Source organism: Cytobacillus sp. S13-E01 (assembly GCF_029193815.1).
Lineage (GTDB): Bacteria > Bacillota > Bacilli > Bacillales > Bacillaceae_L > Bacillus_BV.
Genome location: NZ_JARFVC010000003.1, coordinates 156,652 through 171,226, shown reverse-complemented (window position 1 = coordinate 171,226; position 14,575 = coordinate 156,652). Strand labels below are relative to the sequence as shown.

At 36.4% G+C, this 14,575-nt stretch carries 19 protein-coding genes and 1 pseudogene; 10 read left to right on the top strand and 10 right to left on the bottom strand.

All coding sequences use genetic code 11. The features are described from left to right. Positions 1–184: 184 nt before the first annotated feature. The 5 genes from PY093_RS04275 to fabL all read right to left on the bottom strand — a co-directional run bounded on the left by PY093_RS04275 (position 185) and on the right by fabL (position 4,863). Positions 185–1,933 carry an ABC transporter ATP-binding protein gene (locus PY093_RS04275; protein WP_275644628.1) on the bottom strand — a complete coding sequence of 583 codons (1,749 nt, stop codon included), beginning with the start codon at positions 1,931–1,933 and terminating at the stop codon, positions 185–187. 302 nt (positions 1,934–2,235) lie between these two features. Further along, positions 2,236–2,766: a nucleoside tri-diphosphate phosphatase gene (ntdP, locus tag PY093_RS04270; RefSeq protein WP_275644627.1), complete on the bottom strand. Its 531-nt coding sequence runs from the start codon at positions 2,764–2,766 to the stop codon at positions 2,236–2,238. Between the two features lie 149 nt (positions 2,767–2,915). Beyond that, entirely contained in the window at positions 2,916–3,170 is a 255-nt protein-coding gene (locus PY093_RS04265) for a YgaB family protein (protein WP_275644626.1), read from the bottom strand. Between the two features lie 570 nt (positions 3,171–3,740). Further along, positions 3,741–4,034, bottom strand: coding sequence for a gamma-type small acid-soluble spore protein (locus PY093_RS04260; protein ID WP_275644625.1), 294 nt, complete (start codon positions 4,032–4,034; stop codon positions 3,741–3,743). A 79-nt stretch (positions 4,035–4,113) separates the two neighbouring features. Further along, complete coding sequence (gene fabL, locus PY093_RS04255) at positions 4,114–4,863, bottom strand: enoyl-[acyl-carrier-protein] reductase FabL (RefSeq protein WP_275644624.1); 750 nt, start codon at positions 4,861–4,863, stop codon at positions 4,114–4,116. Between the two features lie 115 nt (positions 4,864–4,978). On the opposite strand from fabL, the gene PY093_RS04250 reads away from it, so the two are divergent. Further along, the gene (locus tag PY093_RS04250) at positions 4,979–5,203 is read left to right on the top strand and encodes a hypothetical protein (RefSeq protein ID WP_275644623.1); all 225 of its coding nucleotides are present in this window, start codon (positions 4,979–4,981) and stop codon (positions 5,201–5,203) included. A gap of 152 nt (positions 5,204–5,355) precedes the next feature. On the opposite strand, the gene mutY is transcribed toward PY093_RS04250, so the two are convergent. Both mutY and PY093_RS04240 read right to left on the bottom strand, forming a co-directional pair. After that, the gene (gene mutY / locus PY093_RS04245; RefSeq protein ID WP_275644622.1) at positions 5,356–6,456 is read right to left on the bottom strand and encodes an A/G-specific adenine glycosylase; all 1,101 of its coding nucleotides are present in this window, start codon (positions 6,454–6,456) and stop codon (positions 5,356–5,358) included. 24 nt (positions 6,457–6,480) lie between these two features. Further along, positions 6,481–6,789 carry a hypothetical protein gene (locus tag PY093_RS04240; RefSeq protein WP_275644621.1) on the bottom strand — a complete coding sequence of 103 codons (309 nt, stop codon included), beginning with the start codon at positions 6,787–6,789 and terminating at the stop codon, positions 6,481–6,483. Positions 6,790–6,882: 93 nt separating this feature from the next. Here PY093_RS04240 and PY093_RS04235 point away from each other — a divergent pair, with 93 nt between their 5' ends. Continuing rightward, positions 6,883–7,863: a metal-dependent hydrolase gene (locus PY093_RS04235; protein WP_275644660.1), complete on the top strand. Its 981-nt coding sequence runs from the start codon at positions 6,883–6,885 to the stop codon at positions 7,861–7,863. A 100-nt stretch (positions 7,864–7,963) separates the two neighbouring features. Here the strand turns inward: PY093_RS04235 and PY093_RS04230 are convergent, their stop codons facing one another. Continuing rightward, complete coding sequence (locus tag PY093_RS04230; protein WP_275644620.1) at positions 7,964–8,233, bottom strand: YfhJ family protein; 270 nt, start codon at positions 8,231–8,233, stop codon at positions 7,964–7,966. Positions 8,234–8,374: 141 nt separating this feature from the next. Here PY093_RS04230 and PY093_RS04225 point away from each other — a divergent pair, with 141 nt between their 5' ends. Then, positions 8,375–8,539 carry a small, acid-soluble spore protein K gene (locus PY093_RS04225; protein ID WP_275644619.1) on the top strand — a complete coding sequence of 55 codons (165 nt, stop codon included), beginning with the start codon at positions 8,375–8,377 and terminating at the stop codon, positions 8,537–8,539. A gap of 62 nt (positions 8,540–8,601) precedes the next feature. After that, a complete protein-coding gene (locus PY093_RS04220; RefSeq protein WP_193471296.1) occupies positions 8,602–8,763 on the top strand; it encodes a YpzG family protein in 162 nt (53 codons plus the stop codon). 123 nt (positions 8,764–8,886) lie between these two features. Here PY093_RS04220 and PY093_RS04215 read toward each other — a convergent pair whose 3' ends face one another. Next, a complete protein-coding gene (locus PY093_RS04215) occupies positions 8,887–9,204 on the bottom strand; it encodes a YfhH family protein (RefSeq protein WP_275644659.1) in 318 nt (105 codons plus the stop codon). Between the two features lie 186 nt (positions 9,205–9,390). Between PY093_RS04215 and PY093_RS04210 the strand changes: the two genes are divergently transcribed. Then, positions 9,391–10,059, top strand: a complete 669-nt coding sequence (locus PY093_RS04210; protein ID WP_275644618.1) for an SDR family NAD(P)-dependent oxidoreductase — start codon at positions 9,391–9,393, stop codon at positions 10,057–10,059. A gap of 127 nt (positions 10,060–10,186) precedes the next feature. On the opposite strand, the gene recX is transcribed toward PY093_RS04210, so the two are convergent. Next, on the bottom strand, positions 10,187–11,020 hold the full coding sequence (gene recX / locus PY093_RS04205; RefSeq protein WP_275644617.1) for a recombination regulator RecX: 834 nt from the start codon (positions 11,018–11,020) through the stop codon (positions 10,187–10,189). Between the two features lie 65 nt (positions 11,021–11,085). On the opposite strand from recX, the gene PY093_RS04200 reads away from it, so the two are divergent. The 5 genes and pseudogenes from PY093_RS04200 (at position 11,086) to PY093_RS04180 (ending at position 14,436) form a co-directional block, all read left to right on the top strand. Further along, positions 11,086–11,997: a TIGR01777 family oxidoreductase gene (locus PY093_RS04200; protein WP_275644616.1), complete on the top strand. Its 912-nt coding sequence runs from the start codon at positions 11,086–11,088 to the stop codon at positions 11,995–11,997. Positions 11,998–12,090: 93 nt separating this feature from the next. Continuing rightward, positions 12,091–12,964, top strand: a pseudogene (locus PY093_RS04195) (amidohydrolase family protein); the annotation flags it as partial. A 346-nt stretch (positions 12,965–13,310) separates the two neighbouring features. Further along, a complete protein-coding gene (locus tag PY093_RS04190; RefSeq protein ID WP_275644615.1) occupies positions 13,311–13,871 on the top strand; it encodes a GNAT family N-acetyltransferase in 561 nt (186 codons plus the stop codon). Positions 13,872–14,024: 153 nt separating this feature from the next. Continuing rightward, on the top strand, positions 14,025–14,153 hold the full coding sequence (locus PY093_RS04185; RefSeq protein ID WP_275644614.1) for a YfhE family protein: 129 nt from the start codon (positions 14,025–14,027) through the stop codon (positions 14,151–14,153). 106 nt (positions 14,154–14,259) lie between these two features. Continuing rightward, positions 14,260–14,436, top strand: a complete 177-nt coding sequence (locus tag PY093_RS04180; protein WP_275644613.1) for a YfhD family protein — start codon at positions 14,260–14,262, stop codon at positions 14,434–14,436. Positions 14,437–14,575 lie beyond the last annotated feature (139 nt).

Genomic DNA, 14,575 nt, shown 5'->3' with positions numbered 1-14,575 from the left:
TGTTTAAAGTCTAAAAGGATCAACATATAAAGTCTGATAGTATAAGAAAAGCTCAGGGCGCATGGAGATAGACATAAAAACCAGGTAAAAATTTATACTTTCTTCCCTTTTTAAAAAAAACATGGAGAGTTCCATGTTTTTTTAAGGACAGATTTCTTATTCATTTCAATAATTGTAAAAACTGTCAATTATCCAATTGTTGTACTTGGAATAATCGATAGTAATTCCCTTCTGCTTTCATTAGTTCATAATGATTACCAACCTCGACTATCTCTCCATGTTCAATCACGACGATTTTATCTGCATGGGTAATCGTAGATAGTCGGTGAGCGACAATAAATGTTGTTCGGTTTTTCGCTAGCTTCTCTAGTGCCTCTTGAATTAGATGTTCACTTTCTAAATCAAGTGAGGATGTAGCTTCATCTAATATTAATAATGGTGGATTTTTCAAAAATACTCTCGCTATTGCTAATCTTTGTTTTTGACCACCTGATAGTTTCACACCACGTTCGCCAATTTTTGTTTCGTAGCCCTGCGGTAAGTTTGTAATAAACTCATGTGCATTGGCTGCCTTTGCTGCTAGAATAATATCTTCTTCCGTTGCATCTTCCTTACCCAACAAGATATTTGTTCTAACTGATTCACTAAATAAAATTGTATCTTGTAAAACCATCCCGATTTTATCACGTAAACTTCGTACCTTTAAATCTCTTATGTCTATTCCATCAAGGTGAATTCTGCCTTCTGTTACATCATAAAAACGCGGTATCAACCCCACTAAGGTTGATTTTCCTCCTCCACTCATTCCAACGAGGGCTACTGTTTCCCCCTGGTTTACATCAAGCGAAACATTATGTAATACGTCTGAATCTTCCTCGTTATATGTAAACGAAACATTCTCAAATCTAACATATCCTTTAACATCTGGACAATTTATTGCATTAGGTTTGTCTTCTATGTCATACTTTTCATCGGCAAATTCAAATACTCGGTCCATAGAAGCTAACGCTTGGGTTAAAGTTGTTGAAGAATTGACCAATCTTCGCAAAGGATTATATAAACGATCAATGAAAGCAATGAATGCAACCATCGTTCCAACAGTTAGATCTTCATTAATAACCTGATACCCAGCAAATCCAATAACAAGTAATGGGGCAATATCTGTAATTGTATTAACTACAGCAAAGGTCTTCGCATTCCAACTAGTATGATTTAGGGCTTTAGTTAAGAAATTACTATTTTGTTGATCAAATCTTTTTTGTTCTTGATCTTCTATCGCAAAACTTCTTATAACCGGCATACCTTGTACGCGCTCGTGCAAATATCCCTGCACCTCTGCTAATGCCTGTGAACGGTCTCTTGTTAGCACTCTAAGTTTTCCATAAAAGTGCTTAACTGACAGTCCATAAAATGGAAACAGAAGTAATGATACAACAGTTAATAAAGGATCCATCGTAAGCATTATTACTACTGCAATTAAAATTGTGAACAAATCAAGCCATAAATTCATTAAACCGGTAACAACAAACGATTTTGTCTGTTCTACATCGTTAATTACACGTGAAATGACTTCGCCAATCCTTGTATTTGAGTAATAACGTAGACTTAGCTTTTGTATATGCCTAAACAATTGGTCCCTTATATCGTAAAGTATCTTACTTGCGACCCATTGTGCGAAATATTGTCGGTAATATTCGATTGGTGGCCGTACACCAATAAATATAATTAACATGATACCCATTATTTTTAGCAGTTGATTTGTTTTTTCAAGTGATGTTAAATCAGTCGACCCTATAATATCATCAACCACATATTGTAATAGTAATGGTATTAATAATGGAATGGAAAACTTTATAACTCCTATAACGATCGTTCCAACAATTTGCCATCTGTAAGGTCTAACAAAATGCATATAACGTTTAATACTACTCACTAAAAACACTCCTCTATACGAAATCCGCAGGGTTCCATGATAAAGGAACATCGTCCATACCGGCCAGTCCTGTGGCAAACACCACCCCGATAGCACATCTTGTCGACGTTAAGCAAGTGACTAGACCTGATAAAGAGCGCTCATTGCTTTCCTTTTTCGAATGAATCGGCTTTTTTGCCCTCGAGCAGTTACGCCCGGAGCTAGTCATTAAAAATAAGCTCGGAATTTTCTATAACTTTTAAAAACCTGTTGTACGCTCTCAACAGGCTTTTAGCTATGAATCTTTAACGGTACAATAAATTTTATCTACGATATGTTAAATAGCGTTCATACCAGGTATCAATAAAATCAGGTGCAAACGGACCTTTACGCCCACGTACCCAGCGAATCAGCTTGTCTACATTATTCCTTAAAATGCCATCAATAGCTTCTGGATAATTCATTTCTTTACCATGGCGTTCATACTCATCTTCGTCCAGTAAAATATATGTCATGTCAGGAAAAACCTTAATGTCTAAATCATAGTCAATATATTTTAAAGCCTCATTATCCCATATAAAAGGTGAGCTTATATTACAGTAATAATAAATACCATCCTCTCGAATCATACCTATTATATTAAACCAGTACTTTGCATGAAAATAGCAAATTGCAGGCTCTCTTGTAATCCATGTTCGACCATCTGATTCTGTAACAATTGTCCGGTCATTACCACCTATTACTAAGCTTTTCGTTCCTTTTAAAATAGTGGTTTCTTCCCAAACACGATGGATTAGACCATTATGTTTATAACTATGTATTTGTATTTTATCTCCTTCCATGGGAGCATCCATTCACTTTCCCCTACCTTCATCTTGGACGCTTTGCTACTATTTGAACAGCATTTAGTAAACAAAGATTATACCATTTTCTACTATTATAACGGTTAACTGGCTAATTTAAAACAAAAGAGCCATCTGAAATTCATGATGACTCAAAACTTTTAAGCTATTGGTTGTTTTTTATCTTGATATGTGCGGATTACTTCCTCTGTTTGCAATTCAAATGTTCTTTGTATTTGACGTAATTCTATCTTCATTTTATCGATTTCTTCTTGAATAGATGTAAGTTCAGTCTTGTCTTCTAAATCGATGAGAACACTTTCAATGTCTTGACAACGTTCGATCTCTGATTGAAGAAATAATAATTTATCCATCGTTTTTAATTGTTCATTTATAAGCTGATTAAATGTATCCATTGGCAATCTCCTTTCATGCTGTATAAAATATCGAGTGAATTTTATAAGCCTCTACCATTATTCAATTCCATATACATTATTTTCTTTATATATGTAATAAATCCTTTGACTTTTCCTGCCAAAACATAGGAGGTTTTGTCGAGTATTGTTTTATACTTCTTTTAAAATAAGAAAAGCGTAGGGCGCCCGCCTATCGGCGACAAGCATAAGACAAGCCGGCTGGAAGGTTGTTCTTTACCTTCCGGACGGATTGGCTTATACCATAGAGTCGATGGCGCCCGGAGCTAGACACTAAAACTTGGTACAAATTTTTATACTTTCTTATCTTTTAAGAAAAGCGCAGGGCGTCCGCCTATCGGCGACAAGCATAAGCCGAGCCCTGACTGAAGGCGTTTTTTGCCTTCGGGAAGGGCTTGGCTTATACCATAGAGCCGGGTGGCGCCTGGAGCTGGACGTAGATAGACAAAGACTCGAAGTTATACACAACCTTAAAATTTTATAATTTCCTAAACAACAAGAAAGCACTCCTTATCATAAGATAAGAAGTGCTTTCCTTGGGTAAGGCCTAAATTATGAATTTTGGCCTTTTTTATTTTGGCTTTGTTGGTTTTGGCGTCTTACTTCTTGAGCATTCGTTTCACTAGCAAATTCTGTTCCGAATTGACCAGCTCCACCTTGTGCTCCGCCTTGTGCTCCACCCTGTGCAGATTGAGCATTTTGACGTCTTACTTCTTGAGCGTTTGTTTCACTAGCGAATTCTGTGCCGAATTGACCAGCTCCACCTTGTGATTGAGCGTTTTGTTGTCTTACTTGCTGGATGTTAGTACCAGCAGAAGATTTGTTTGGTTGTTGTTGGTTTGCCATTGTAATCACCTCCACGAAAATTAATTTGTCCCAGAGGTGATAACTTTATCCGTAAAAAATAATTTATTTTTTTAATACTTTAAACCAACAGTGACCTTCCACCATCAACAATTATAGTTTGTCCTCTAATCATACTTGCTTCCTCAGACACTAAAAACATGACTGTATTAACTAAATCCTCAGGTTCAACCATTCGCCCCGCTGGAGTCTGCTGCCTTGCATCCTCTAGGAGTTCTTCACGATTTGGAAAGTGCTTTAGTGCATCTGTATCAACTGCTCCACCCGACACAGCATTAACTACGATATTCTTTTCCGATAGTTCTACCGCTAAATAGCGAGTTAATGATTCAATTGCTGCCTTTGATACCCCAACAGTGGTATAGTTTTTCAAATATCGAATCGACCCCAGTGAACTTAAGCTTACAATTTTTCCTCCACCTGTTTTCTCCATTCTCCTTGCCGCCTCTTGCGCACAAAATAAAAGCCCTTTACTATTTATATCCATTGTCCAATCCCAATGTGATTCTTCTAGCTCCATTACTGGTCGTAAAACACCAGAAGCCGCATTACTAACTAAAATGTCTAATCGACCAAAGGTGTCATCTATCCGGTGAAACATTTCTTTAATTTTTTCAGGCTTACCTACATTCGCTTTAACTACTAACACTTTACGGCCTATCGCCTCAATTTCAGCTGCAGTTTCTAACGCCGCCGTTTTACTTCTTGCATAGTTTATTACAATATCATAGCCAGTACTAGCTAAACGTAAAGCAATAGCTTTTCCTATTCCTCTGCTACTTCCTGTTACTAAAGCTACTTTAGTGGTCATATTTATTTCTCCTTTAGTTAATTTACATTTTTCAATTGTTTAAATTGATTTTTAAGTATAGACATTGTTATTGTATCAGAAACTAATGGTTACATAGTAGTAAGGAGGTTATTATATGTATGTAGGTCGTGATATGACAGAATTGACGATGATGTCAAAGACAGACTGGAAAGATAGTGAACTAATGTTTTATCACCATTCACTTCAGCAGGTTGTGCCATATTTAAATGCTGAAGGACAATCACTTCACCGAGAGATTATTGAGGAAATTGAAGCAAGAGGTGGCTTAAATCAACACGATGCAGATTATACACATGGCACTAGAGTTTCCTATGATTAATCCGCTAGTATAGGGGCGCTCTTGTAAACGATGTATGACACTTACATGCCCTATTCTAGCTTATTTTCCTAGTCCCCGAAGGAATAAATAGAACCCGTTCTTCCACTTTTCATCCCCCATTTACTATTTAGGCATGGGGGATGAATACCATATCAATTCATTACTTTAAGAAAGTCCTTAAATATTTTTTGATGTGATACAGGAAACGCATAAGTCTCTAACTCACTGCGTGTCACTAATTTAAAATCTTCTTGATCTTCAAACCCACCAATCAAAGTCCCTTCAAAGACTGAAATGTTCCAGACTAAATGGGAAAAAATATGCTGAATTGTGGTAAATTGAGTTGATAGTTTTACGTCTATGCTATGTTCCTCTTTTAAAAATTCACTCAATTGCTGCTTTTGTGTATTGAATTCTACAACACTTTCATGATTGGGAAACTCCCACAAATTTGCTAGCAATCCTTTACTTGGTCTTTTGTGAATTAAAATCTTACCAGAATCATCAAGTATTACAGCTGCAGACATCGAAAGTGGTCTTGGTGCTTTCTTTTTACTTTTTACAGGAAGCTCCGCTTGGACACCTTCCCTGAAAGCCCTACAGTGTTGTTGAACTGGACAGAGCAGACATGCAGGCTTTCCTGGAACACATATTAGTGCACCTAGTTCCATCAGTGCCTGGTTAAAATGGGAAGGGTTGTCTTTAGAAATAATTTCTCGAACGATACCTTCAAAAAGCTGTCTAGTTTTAACCTTTGCAATATCATTCCAAATCGATAAAATTCTTGATAGCACCCTCATCACATTTCCATCAACAGCAGGTTCTGGAACCCCATATGCAATGCTCAAAATCGCACCAGTCGTATAGGGTCCAACACCTTTTAATTTTGATATTTCGTCAGGTGTATTTGGAACCTTACTGTGATAGGACGCTTTTACTTCTTTAACCCCAGCCTGTAAATTTCTCACCCTAGAATAATAACCAAGGCCCTCCCATGCTTTTAATACTCTCTCTTCATCAGCATCGGCGAGGCTTTCTAATGTTGGAAATTCCGTTATGAACCTGTTAAAATAAGGAATAACCGTATCCACACGTGTTTGTTGTAGCATAATTTCAGAAACCCAAACTTTATACGGATCCCTATCTTTTCTCCAAGGGAGATCACGTTGCTCTTTGTCATACCAGTCGATTAGATCAGCTTGAAATGCTTGTATATCAAAATTGACTAGTCTATCTGTAGTGTTGTGTTTCATATGAAAAGCCTCCAAGGTGTAATGTCAAATGGCAGAAACGTTCCTTAACGCCCAATATTTAATGGTTTCGGACCCACCTTCAACCAATTCATCAAAGTTCTTAAATATAGTGTGATGTTTTGAAGTACGTAATTTTTTTAGAGCGTAAAAATGAGCTTCCGTTGGTACTCTAAATATTTCAATATACCTCTGTTTCGATGCCAAATACCATTCAATTTTCTCAGCACCGAACTCAGAAAGCATTGGTATCACATTTTGCATTAACTTTTCATACTCATAATGAACAGAACTTTTAATATTATATTCAATAAAAATTTGAATTTCCTTTGACATATTTTCTTACTCCCCTTTTAAAAAAATGAATCTTGGATAAATTAAATGAGAAAAGTTGAAATCGCTAAACGATTCAGTAAGGAGGTTGATTCCTTGGACACTGGTACTCATATTGTCATGGGCCTTGCTCTTGGTGGCATTGCTACACTCGATCCGGTGGTAACAGCCGATCCTGCAACCACTAGTGCTGTGATGTTTGGTGCCATTATTGGCTCACAAGCACCAGACTTAGATACCATCCTAAAATTGCGAAATAATGCCCAATATATTCGGAATCATCGTGGAATTACCCATTCGATCCCAGCAATCTTAATATGGTCGATACTTATTACAGGAGCGATTTATTATTTTGTACCAACCGCAAATTTGTTCCACCTATGGATTTGGACATTCATCGGTGTTATCCTTCATGTTTTTGTCGACATTTTTAACGCTTATGGCACTCAAGCATTAAGGCCTTTCTCAAAAAAATGGGTTGCATTAGGAGTAATTAATACATTTGATCCATTCATATTTTTCATGCATGTCGTTGGTATCATTATATGGAGCAATGGTGCTCATCCGGGCTTAACGTTTATTACGATTTATTTCATTCTGTTTATTTATTATATCATTCGTTTTAAATTAAGAGGAAATGTGACGAATGCTGTCAAAGAAAAAATTCCCGGTACGAAAGAAATTATCATCTCACCAACATTTAGATTTAATCAGTGGCATATTGCTGTTAAATCGGATTCATATTTTTATGTCGCTAGAGCAAAAAACAACGAAATTATCATTCATGATAAATTTAGTAACTGTGCTCTTCCAGAAACTCCAGTTTTCAAAGCAGCTGTCAAGGATAAAAATGTCGCAGCTTTCTTATCCTTTTCACCTGTATATAGGTGGGAAGTTGATGAATATGATGATCACTATGAGGTCAGGTTTATTGACTTACGATACCGCAGTAAAGGTCATTACCCATTTGTAGCTGTAGTAAAGCTTGACCAAGATCTAGCTATCTTAAGCTCGTATACGGGATGGATTTTTAGTGAAGAAAAACTTCGGAAAAAGTTGGAATTAATACCTGGATAATACCTTACGAACAAAAGCGCAGGGCGCCCGGAGCTAGACACTAAAACTTGGTACAAATTTTTCTTATCTTTCTAAAAAGGCGATGGTTTTAACCACCGCCTTAATGCTGTAAATAATCATCTTGATTTAATAAATGTTTATATTTTGGATTGTTTGTGACAAACTCGTGTAGCCTTGACCCATAGTGGTCAATCCATTGTGTAACGATTTTTTCAGTCATTTCTTTTCCTTTATATTGATACCCTGCTTTTGCATAAGAAGTTTCAAAATCATCCCACAATACCTCAACCCACGTTTTTGCTTGAGCATAAGATAAACTTTCATTCTTTTCAAGTAAATAGGACGTTAGACGCTCATAATAATCATTCATTTTATTCAACACCTCCTACTTGGGAATATTTCACGTTAACAGCTATACATATTGACTCTAGAAAAAACCATACTATTACTACGTGTTTGAAAATAAAACCTATTTTCTTACACGATACTTTTGTTTTAGGAGGAATACTCTATGGTTAGAAATAAAGAAAGAGGTTTCCCTAATCAAAACAATAACAAATTTGAAGGTGAACCACGAGCTAAAGCTGAGTATGCTTCTAGAAGAGCAGATGGAACGATCAACACTCATCCACAGGAACGAATGAGAGCCTCTGGTCAGCGTAACGATCATTTGTAATTAGAGATAAAGATACTTCTTTAACATCCAATAATGGTTAACATTATCAGGAGGTGCTTCGATTGGGTAAACATACGAAGAAGAAGTTTTATGATAATCTTTACTCAAATCCATTTCAGCAAGCCTGGGCAAACCCAAAACACTCTTGGGCACAAGTAAATGGGGAAACAAAACAAACTCAAAACCTCATTATCCTTGAGAACCAAACAAGAAAACGATCTTAACAAGATATGTGCAGGGCGCCACTTATCGGCCAGAAGACGCTTGCGCCCAAGTTAGTTACTAAAACATCTGGTCAATCTGTAATTGGATAAGCTAGGCTCCCTAGCTTATCCTTTTTCCCTGTATTATTTCACTAGCATCGATATAGGTAATGCTTCTTCCTCACCCTTCTCATTTCCCTTGCGATGCCCCCATGCAAATACACCATTTAAATAAACAATTGAAAAGTAACTACCTGGATCACTCTCAATTTCATAAGACTGTCCTGGTTTGAAGTCGTCTGGGTTTAATAAATAGGCCTTAGCCATTACTACTTTTCTTTCTAATACTGCATATTCATTCACAATACCTAACTGTTCTGCTTTGCGTGCTTTTTCTGTAAGTAGTGCAATTTCCTGCTTTAACTCAAATTCCGTCATTTGACTATACCTTTTTTCTTGCATCCTATTCTTCACTCCAGTACATCTTTTGATGTCATCTTCTAAAATCTATTATAAAGAATATCTGTTTACTATGCTAATTATTGAGGAAGGTTTATACTTACTTTATATAAAGCTTTTTGGTATAGAACTTTATTATTACATACTACATAAATCAAAGGGACCTTATCTTAGAAGGGAGGGGTTAATTTGGATACAGTCCTAATTACCGGGGCAGGTTCAGGCTTAGGAAAAGAGCTGGCACTTCAATATGCCGCAGTAGGAAACAAAGTAGTTTTAGTTGGTCGATCTAGTGATAAATTACTTGAAGTTAACGAAATGATAAATAAGAGTGGTGGTGATGCTACCTGTTATGCTGTTGATGTTAGCAACATAACTAAAGTTGAAGAAGTAATATCTAACGTCTTAAATAAACACTCGGTTTCTTTCCTTATTAATAATGCCGGAGTTGGTCATTTTGGTAGCCTTTCTTCATTATCAAATCTGCACATAGAAGAAATGGTACGTTCTAATATTTTAGGAACAATTGGTATGACAAAGGCGCTTCTTCCACACCTCTTGACGCTCAAACATGCAAAGGTCATGAATATCATTTCAACCGCGGGACTAAAAGGCAAAGTAAACGAATCTGTATATGTTGCAAGCAAGTTTGCGATAAGAGGATTCACAGAAAGCTTGGTTAAAGAACTCGAGGGCTCGACTGTTTCAGTCACAGCTGTTTATATGGGTGGGATGAACACTCCTTTTTGGGATAATGCCAAGACACATATTAAAGAAAAATCAAGACTACGATCGCCAGAAGAAATTGCAGCGGTCATCATTAATGAATATCACGGACAGCCTGAAATCTTTATTTAAAATTTATTTAATCGTAGTGTGACTACTAGGTTTTAATTCGATTCATGTTGTATTGATATTTATGTTTTATCTACCTTTTCATTTTATCTATGAAAAATAATTTGGAATAAACAAGAGAAGTAGCCCCCTACTCCTCTTCCCTGACCTTCTCGATATATTTACTAATCAGGTCTAATGAAAAACCTTTTCTAAATAACGCTTGTTTCATCTTTTGTTCATATTCACGGCCATTGTAGTTATTAAATCGATTATGAGCCTTTCGTCCTTGGTATTCAAGTGCTTCCCATTCTTCGTCTACCTCTGCCTCTGCCTCAGTTTCAGGTTCATTACTTACTATTTCTTCAAGTGCAATTTGAATGATCACCCTTGGGTATCCTTTACGCATTAGCATTTCCTCTATTTTTTGTTTAAGCTGCCGCTTGGAAATTTTCGTGGATTGTCTTAGCATTTTTTCAGCTAGCTTTACTGCACTTTCAACTTGTGATGCTTGACCATATTCTTCTAAACTGGCTTCAATGGTACTATGATTGATTCCTTTTTCAAGCAGCTCTTGTTTTATTACCCCTGGACCTTTTGTTGTTGTATTTTTTTGTGTTTTTACATATGCATTTGCGAACTCTTTATCATTAACATAATTATTTGTTACTAATTTGTTAATAATATTGGGGATAATTGGTTCAGCCACTTCCTTTTTCTTTAGATATGCGACTATTTCCTTCTCCGACCGCATACGATATGACAAAAAAGTAAGCGCAAGACTGTAGGCCTTCTTAATTTCATCATCGAATTGGATTTCCGAAATATCCAACTCATCTAGTTCTTTCCCCTTCTTAAGTTGAAACTTTACTAATACATCTTGGTCTACACTAAAAGCGTATTCTTCACCCTTACCGTAATCTAAAAAAACATTGTACCGTTCAGTATTTTTCTGTTGTGTGGTAACCTTTGTAATATATGCCATAACTCACCTCATACTTTATGTGAAATTTGTGATTATTTGAAAATTCCTATCTAGGAGGTTATTTAATGAATATTGCTATTGCAGGTGGAACTGGGTTTGTGGGTTCAGCCCTAACTAACCATCTTTTAACAAAGGGCCATACAATCTTTATTTTAACTCGAGACTCGTCAAATAAGAAGACCTCACACGATAATCTTCATTACGTAGAATGGCTGAACAAAGAAAGTAAGCCCGATAAATATCTATTAGACATTGACGCAATTGTAAATCTCGCTGGAGAATCGATCAACAGTGGAAGATGGACAGCAGCTAGAAAAAGTGACATTTTAAATAGTAGAATTAGTTCTACTAAAGCTATTATAGATATTATTTCAAAGCTCAACCGAAAACCCGAAGTATTAGTCAATGCAAGTGCCATCGGGATTTATGGTACCTCATTAGATGACTCCTTTACTGAAGAATCAACAAAGTACGGTTCTGATTTCTTAGCCACTACTGTTAAGACTTGGGAAGAACATGCAAGAAAAGCTGAAGATTTTGGTGTTCGAAGTGTATTTGCACGCTTTGGAATTATTTTAGGCGATCAGGAAGGGGCATTACCTAAAATGGTCCTACCTTATAAGTTTTTTATAGGAGGTACAGTTGGCTCAGGGGATCAATGGCTTTCATGGGTTCATATTGATGATGTTGTAAAAATGATTGATTTTGCAATTACAAATCAGTCAATTAATGGCCCTATCAATATAACTGCGCCAGAACCTAAGCGAATGAAGGAATTCGGACGACAAATTGGCCGGATTATAGAAAGACCACATTGGATTCCTGCACCAAGCTTTGCACTACAATTAATCTTAGGCGAAATGAGTACACTTGTACTAGAAGGACAAAAGGTATTACCCCATAAGCTCCAGTCGCAAGGTTATTCATTTTTGTATAAAAACCTTGATGAAGCACTAGTAAACATATTAAAATCATAGTATTATTTTTTTAAAATGGCTCTTTACTTAAGTGGTCAGAAAAGACGCCATTGTATTAAATTAATAGCGTTTAAATATTGAATGGAGCCTATCATGTCCGAGATACTATTTAAAAATGCAACTATTTATCCAATTACCTCTTCAAAAAAAGTGAATGCTGACTTACTTGTTGTAGATGGAAAAATCAAAGAAATTGGTTACAATTTAAGACCAAAGCCTGAAACATCCGTAATCGAATGTAACGAAAAGTACCTTTTACCTGGTTTTATTGATGTTCATACCCATTTAGGATTATATGATGAAGGAACCGGTTGGGCAGGGAATGATGCTAATGAAACAATTGAACAATTGAACCACTCACACCACATATACGTGCTTTGGATGGTGTTCATCCCCTTGATCCTGCCTTTGGTGATGCAATAAGGTATGGGATAACAACAGCTCACATAATGCCGGGTAGCTCTAATGTAATTGGTGGGACAACATCCGTTATTAAAACTAGTGGAAGCAATATAACGAAAATGCTAGTTCAACCACTTGCTGGACTTAAGGTTGCACTTGGGGAAAACCCAAAAAGAATCCACAGTCATGGTAACAAAGAATCGCTAACAAGAATGGGCATTATGGGAATGCACGTGAAGCATTTTATAAAGCTCAAAATGGCGATTATTGTGAAAATGACCTTCGTGTTACACCTATACTAAAAGCTTTAAAACGAGAGATTCCAGTCCGGATCCACGCACACCGAGCCGACGATATCATGTCTGCGATCCGTTTTGCTGACGAGTTTAATCTAGATTTAAGAATAGAGCATTGCACAGAAGGACATTTAATTGTTGATGAACTTAAGGGCAGAGATTTAAAAGTTTCAGTTGGTCCAACTTTAACAAGACGATCTAAAATAGAATTAAAAAATAAAAGTTGGAGTACCTATCAAGCCCTGTCAAATAGTGTACACCAAAGCGTAAAATAAAACAGAACACGACAGGAAAAGACACAATCAAACCAAAGTCGTCGAAATAACCAATAAAATAGTAGAAATTTACATTAGAAATCAACAAAAAAACAGTATCTTTTTTACAAAGATTTTAGTATTATACGTTAGGGAATAAAAAAATTGGTAGAAAATAATGAAAAACTAAATAAACTTTTACTTAAATAATCAGCTAGATTATTTATGGGAAGGCAAATGGTGCGCCACCAGTTTTCACTGGTTCTAGTGGGTTCGATTCCCACCCCGAAATTTTTTTCAACACAAAAATTTCGAGGGTGGATCGGGTGATACGAGTCTGTCCTCTTTTGGAGGGATAAGGATGCTTAAAAAACGTGATCTTCAGGATTGCCAAGCTCTTTACGAACTAATGGTGCACCCAGATGTCTTCCCTTTCGTGCGCCATAAGGCATATTCATATGAAGAATTTTTATTTTTAACAAAGCAAACGATAGAAGCGGAAGATCGTGGTGAATTGATTTCACGTACCATTTTAGATGAATGGGGCTCTCCAATTGGGACAATTAATTTATTCGATATTCAAGATCATGCAGGCTTTTTAGGAACTTGGTTAGGTAAACCTTTCCACGGGAAGGGCTATAACCAACCTACAAAAGATATGTTCTTTGAAGAATTGTTTTACGAAATGTCGATAGTAAAAATCTTCATGCGTATCCGAAAAGTTAACGGCCGTTCTAATAATGCAGCCATGAAATTACCATACGTAACGATTGCCAACGAGACGAGAAAAAGCCTTTTAGATGAAATTAATGCTGGTGAAGATATATATAATTTATATGAAATTTCAAAGGATCTCTATACACTTCATACTTTACGGACTGGTATTATATTTGAGGAAGAACAACAGCTTAAAGAGGCTTAAGCGCAGGGCGTCCTGCGCTTTTCTTATAAACGCTCGGATAATTTTTTAATTATCCAAGCGTTTTTTATTTATTTAAACATCGGTTATTTTGTTTTAAATACAGCCTTGTTGGGAAAAATAGGAGTAAATAATGGAAAGTGAGGGTTCTTAAACATGGCAAAAGAAAAAAAGCGTGAGAGAACAAAAAGTACATTAAGTAGTGCACAGGAATTATCTTATTCTAGAGATTTTAAAATGGCTGACCAAGCAGGCGGTTATACAGAGAAAAAAGCACGTCATTAATATTCCCTTATTATGTCACTTATGAAAAATGCGTGAAAAGCCATCCTATTACTTGAAGGATAGCATATTGCATTCTTCATTAACTTCATGACAGGGGGTATTTGTTATGGGAAGATCACATGGTCATAAAACACGTGATAAGAATAAAGCAAACCTATCTCAAGTTCCAAAGAATATGAAGTCTGATGGAATTTATGAGGAGTTCTCACGAGAGTTAGCTGATCAAGACGATTTAGAAGCACAAGCCCGCGCAGATGCTGCAAATACAAGACAAAGACGCTAGTTAATGAGAAGGAAGGGCCATAGTTAAGCCCTTCCTTGCTTTAGTCTTTATAATGTTTATCTGTTCACTCTTTTGTTGGTGTCCCTAGCGAATTTGTTTTTTAGCTGACCTGAGTACCATTTAACATGGCCAGCTACTA

What these genes read in the sequence shown, in the direction of transcription:
- PY093_RS04240 (WP_275644621.1), bottom strand. Translation starts at nt 6,789, where the DNA reads ATGTCAAAGGAAATTCAAATTTTTATTGAATATAATATTAAAAGTTCT.
- PY093_RS04250 (WP_275644623.1), top strand. Translation starts at nt 4,979, where the DNA reads ATGTATGTAGGTCGTGATATGACAGAATTGACGATGATGTCAAAGACA.
- mutY (WP_275644622.1), bottom strand. Translation starts at nt 6,456, where the DNA reads ATGAAACACAACACTACAGATAGACTAGTCAATTTTGATATACAAGCA.
- PY093_RS04200 (WP_275644616.1), top strand. Translation starts at nt 11,086, where the DNA reads ATGAATATTGCTATTGCAGGTGGAACTGGGTTTGTGGGTTCAGCCCTA.
- PY093_RS04180 (WP_275644613.1), top strand. Translation starts at nt 14,260, where the DNA reads ATGGGAAGATCACATGGTCATAAAACACGTGATAAGAATAAAGCAAAC.
- PY093_RS04265 (WP_275644626.1), bottom strand. Translation starts at nt 3,170, where the DNA reads ATGGATACATTTAATCAGCTTATAAATGAACAATTAAAAACGATGGAT.
- fabL (WP_275644624.1), bottom strand. Translation starts at nt 4,863, where the DNA reads ATGACCACTAAAGTAGCTTTAGTAACAGGAAGTAGCAGAGGAATAGGA.
- PY093_RS04230 (WP_275644620.1), bottom strand. Translation starts at nt 8,233, where the DNA reads ATGAATGATTATTATGAGCGTCTAACGTCCTATTTACTTGAAAAGAAT.
- PY093_RS04215 (WP_275644659.1), bottom strand. Translation starts at nt 9,204, where the DNA reads ATGCAAGAAAAAAGGTATAGTCAAATGACGGAATTTGAGTTAAAGCAG.
- PY093_RS04185 (WP_275644614.1), top strand. Translation starts at nt 14,025, where the DNA reads ATGGCAAAAGAAAAAAAGCGTGAGAGAACAAAAAGTACATTAAGTAGT.
- PY093_RS04225 (WP_275644619.1), top strand. Translation starts at nt 8,375, where the DNA reads ATGGTTAGAAATAAAGAAAGAGGTTTCCCTAATCAAAACAATAACAAA.
- PY093_RS04190 (WP_275644615.1), top strand. Translation starts at nt 13,311, where the DNA reads ATGCTTAAAAAACGTGATCTTCAGGATTGCCAAGCTCTTTACGAACTA.
- recX (WP_275644617.1), bottom strand. Translation starts at nt 11,020, where the DNA reads ATGGCATATATTACAAAGGTTACCACACAACAGAAAAATACTGAACGG.
- ntdP (WP_275644627.1), bottom strand. Translation starts at nt 2,766, where the DNA reads ATGGATGCTCCCATGGAAGGAGATAAAATACAAATACATAGTTATAAA.
- PY093_RS04260 (WP_275644625.1), bottom strand. Translation starts at nt 4,034, where the DNA reads ATGGCAAACCAACAACAACCAAACAAATCTTCTGCTGGTACTAACATC.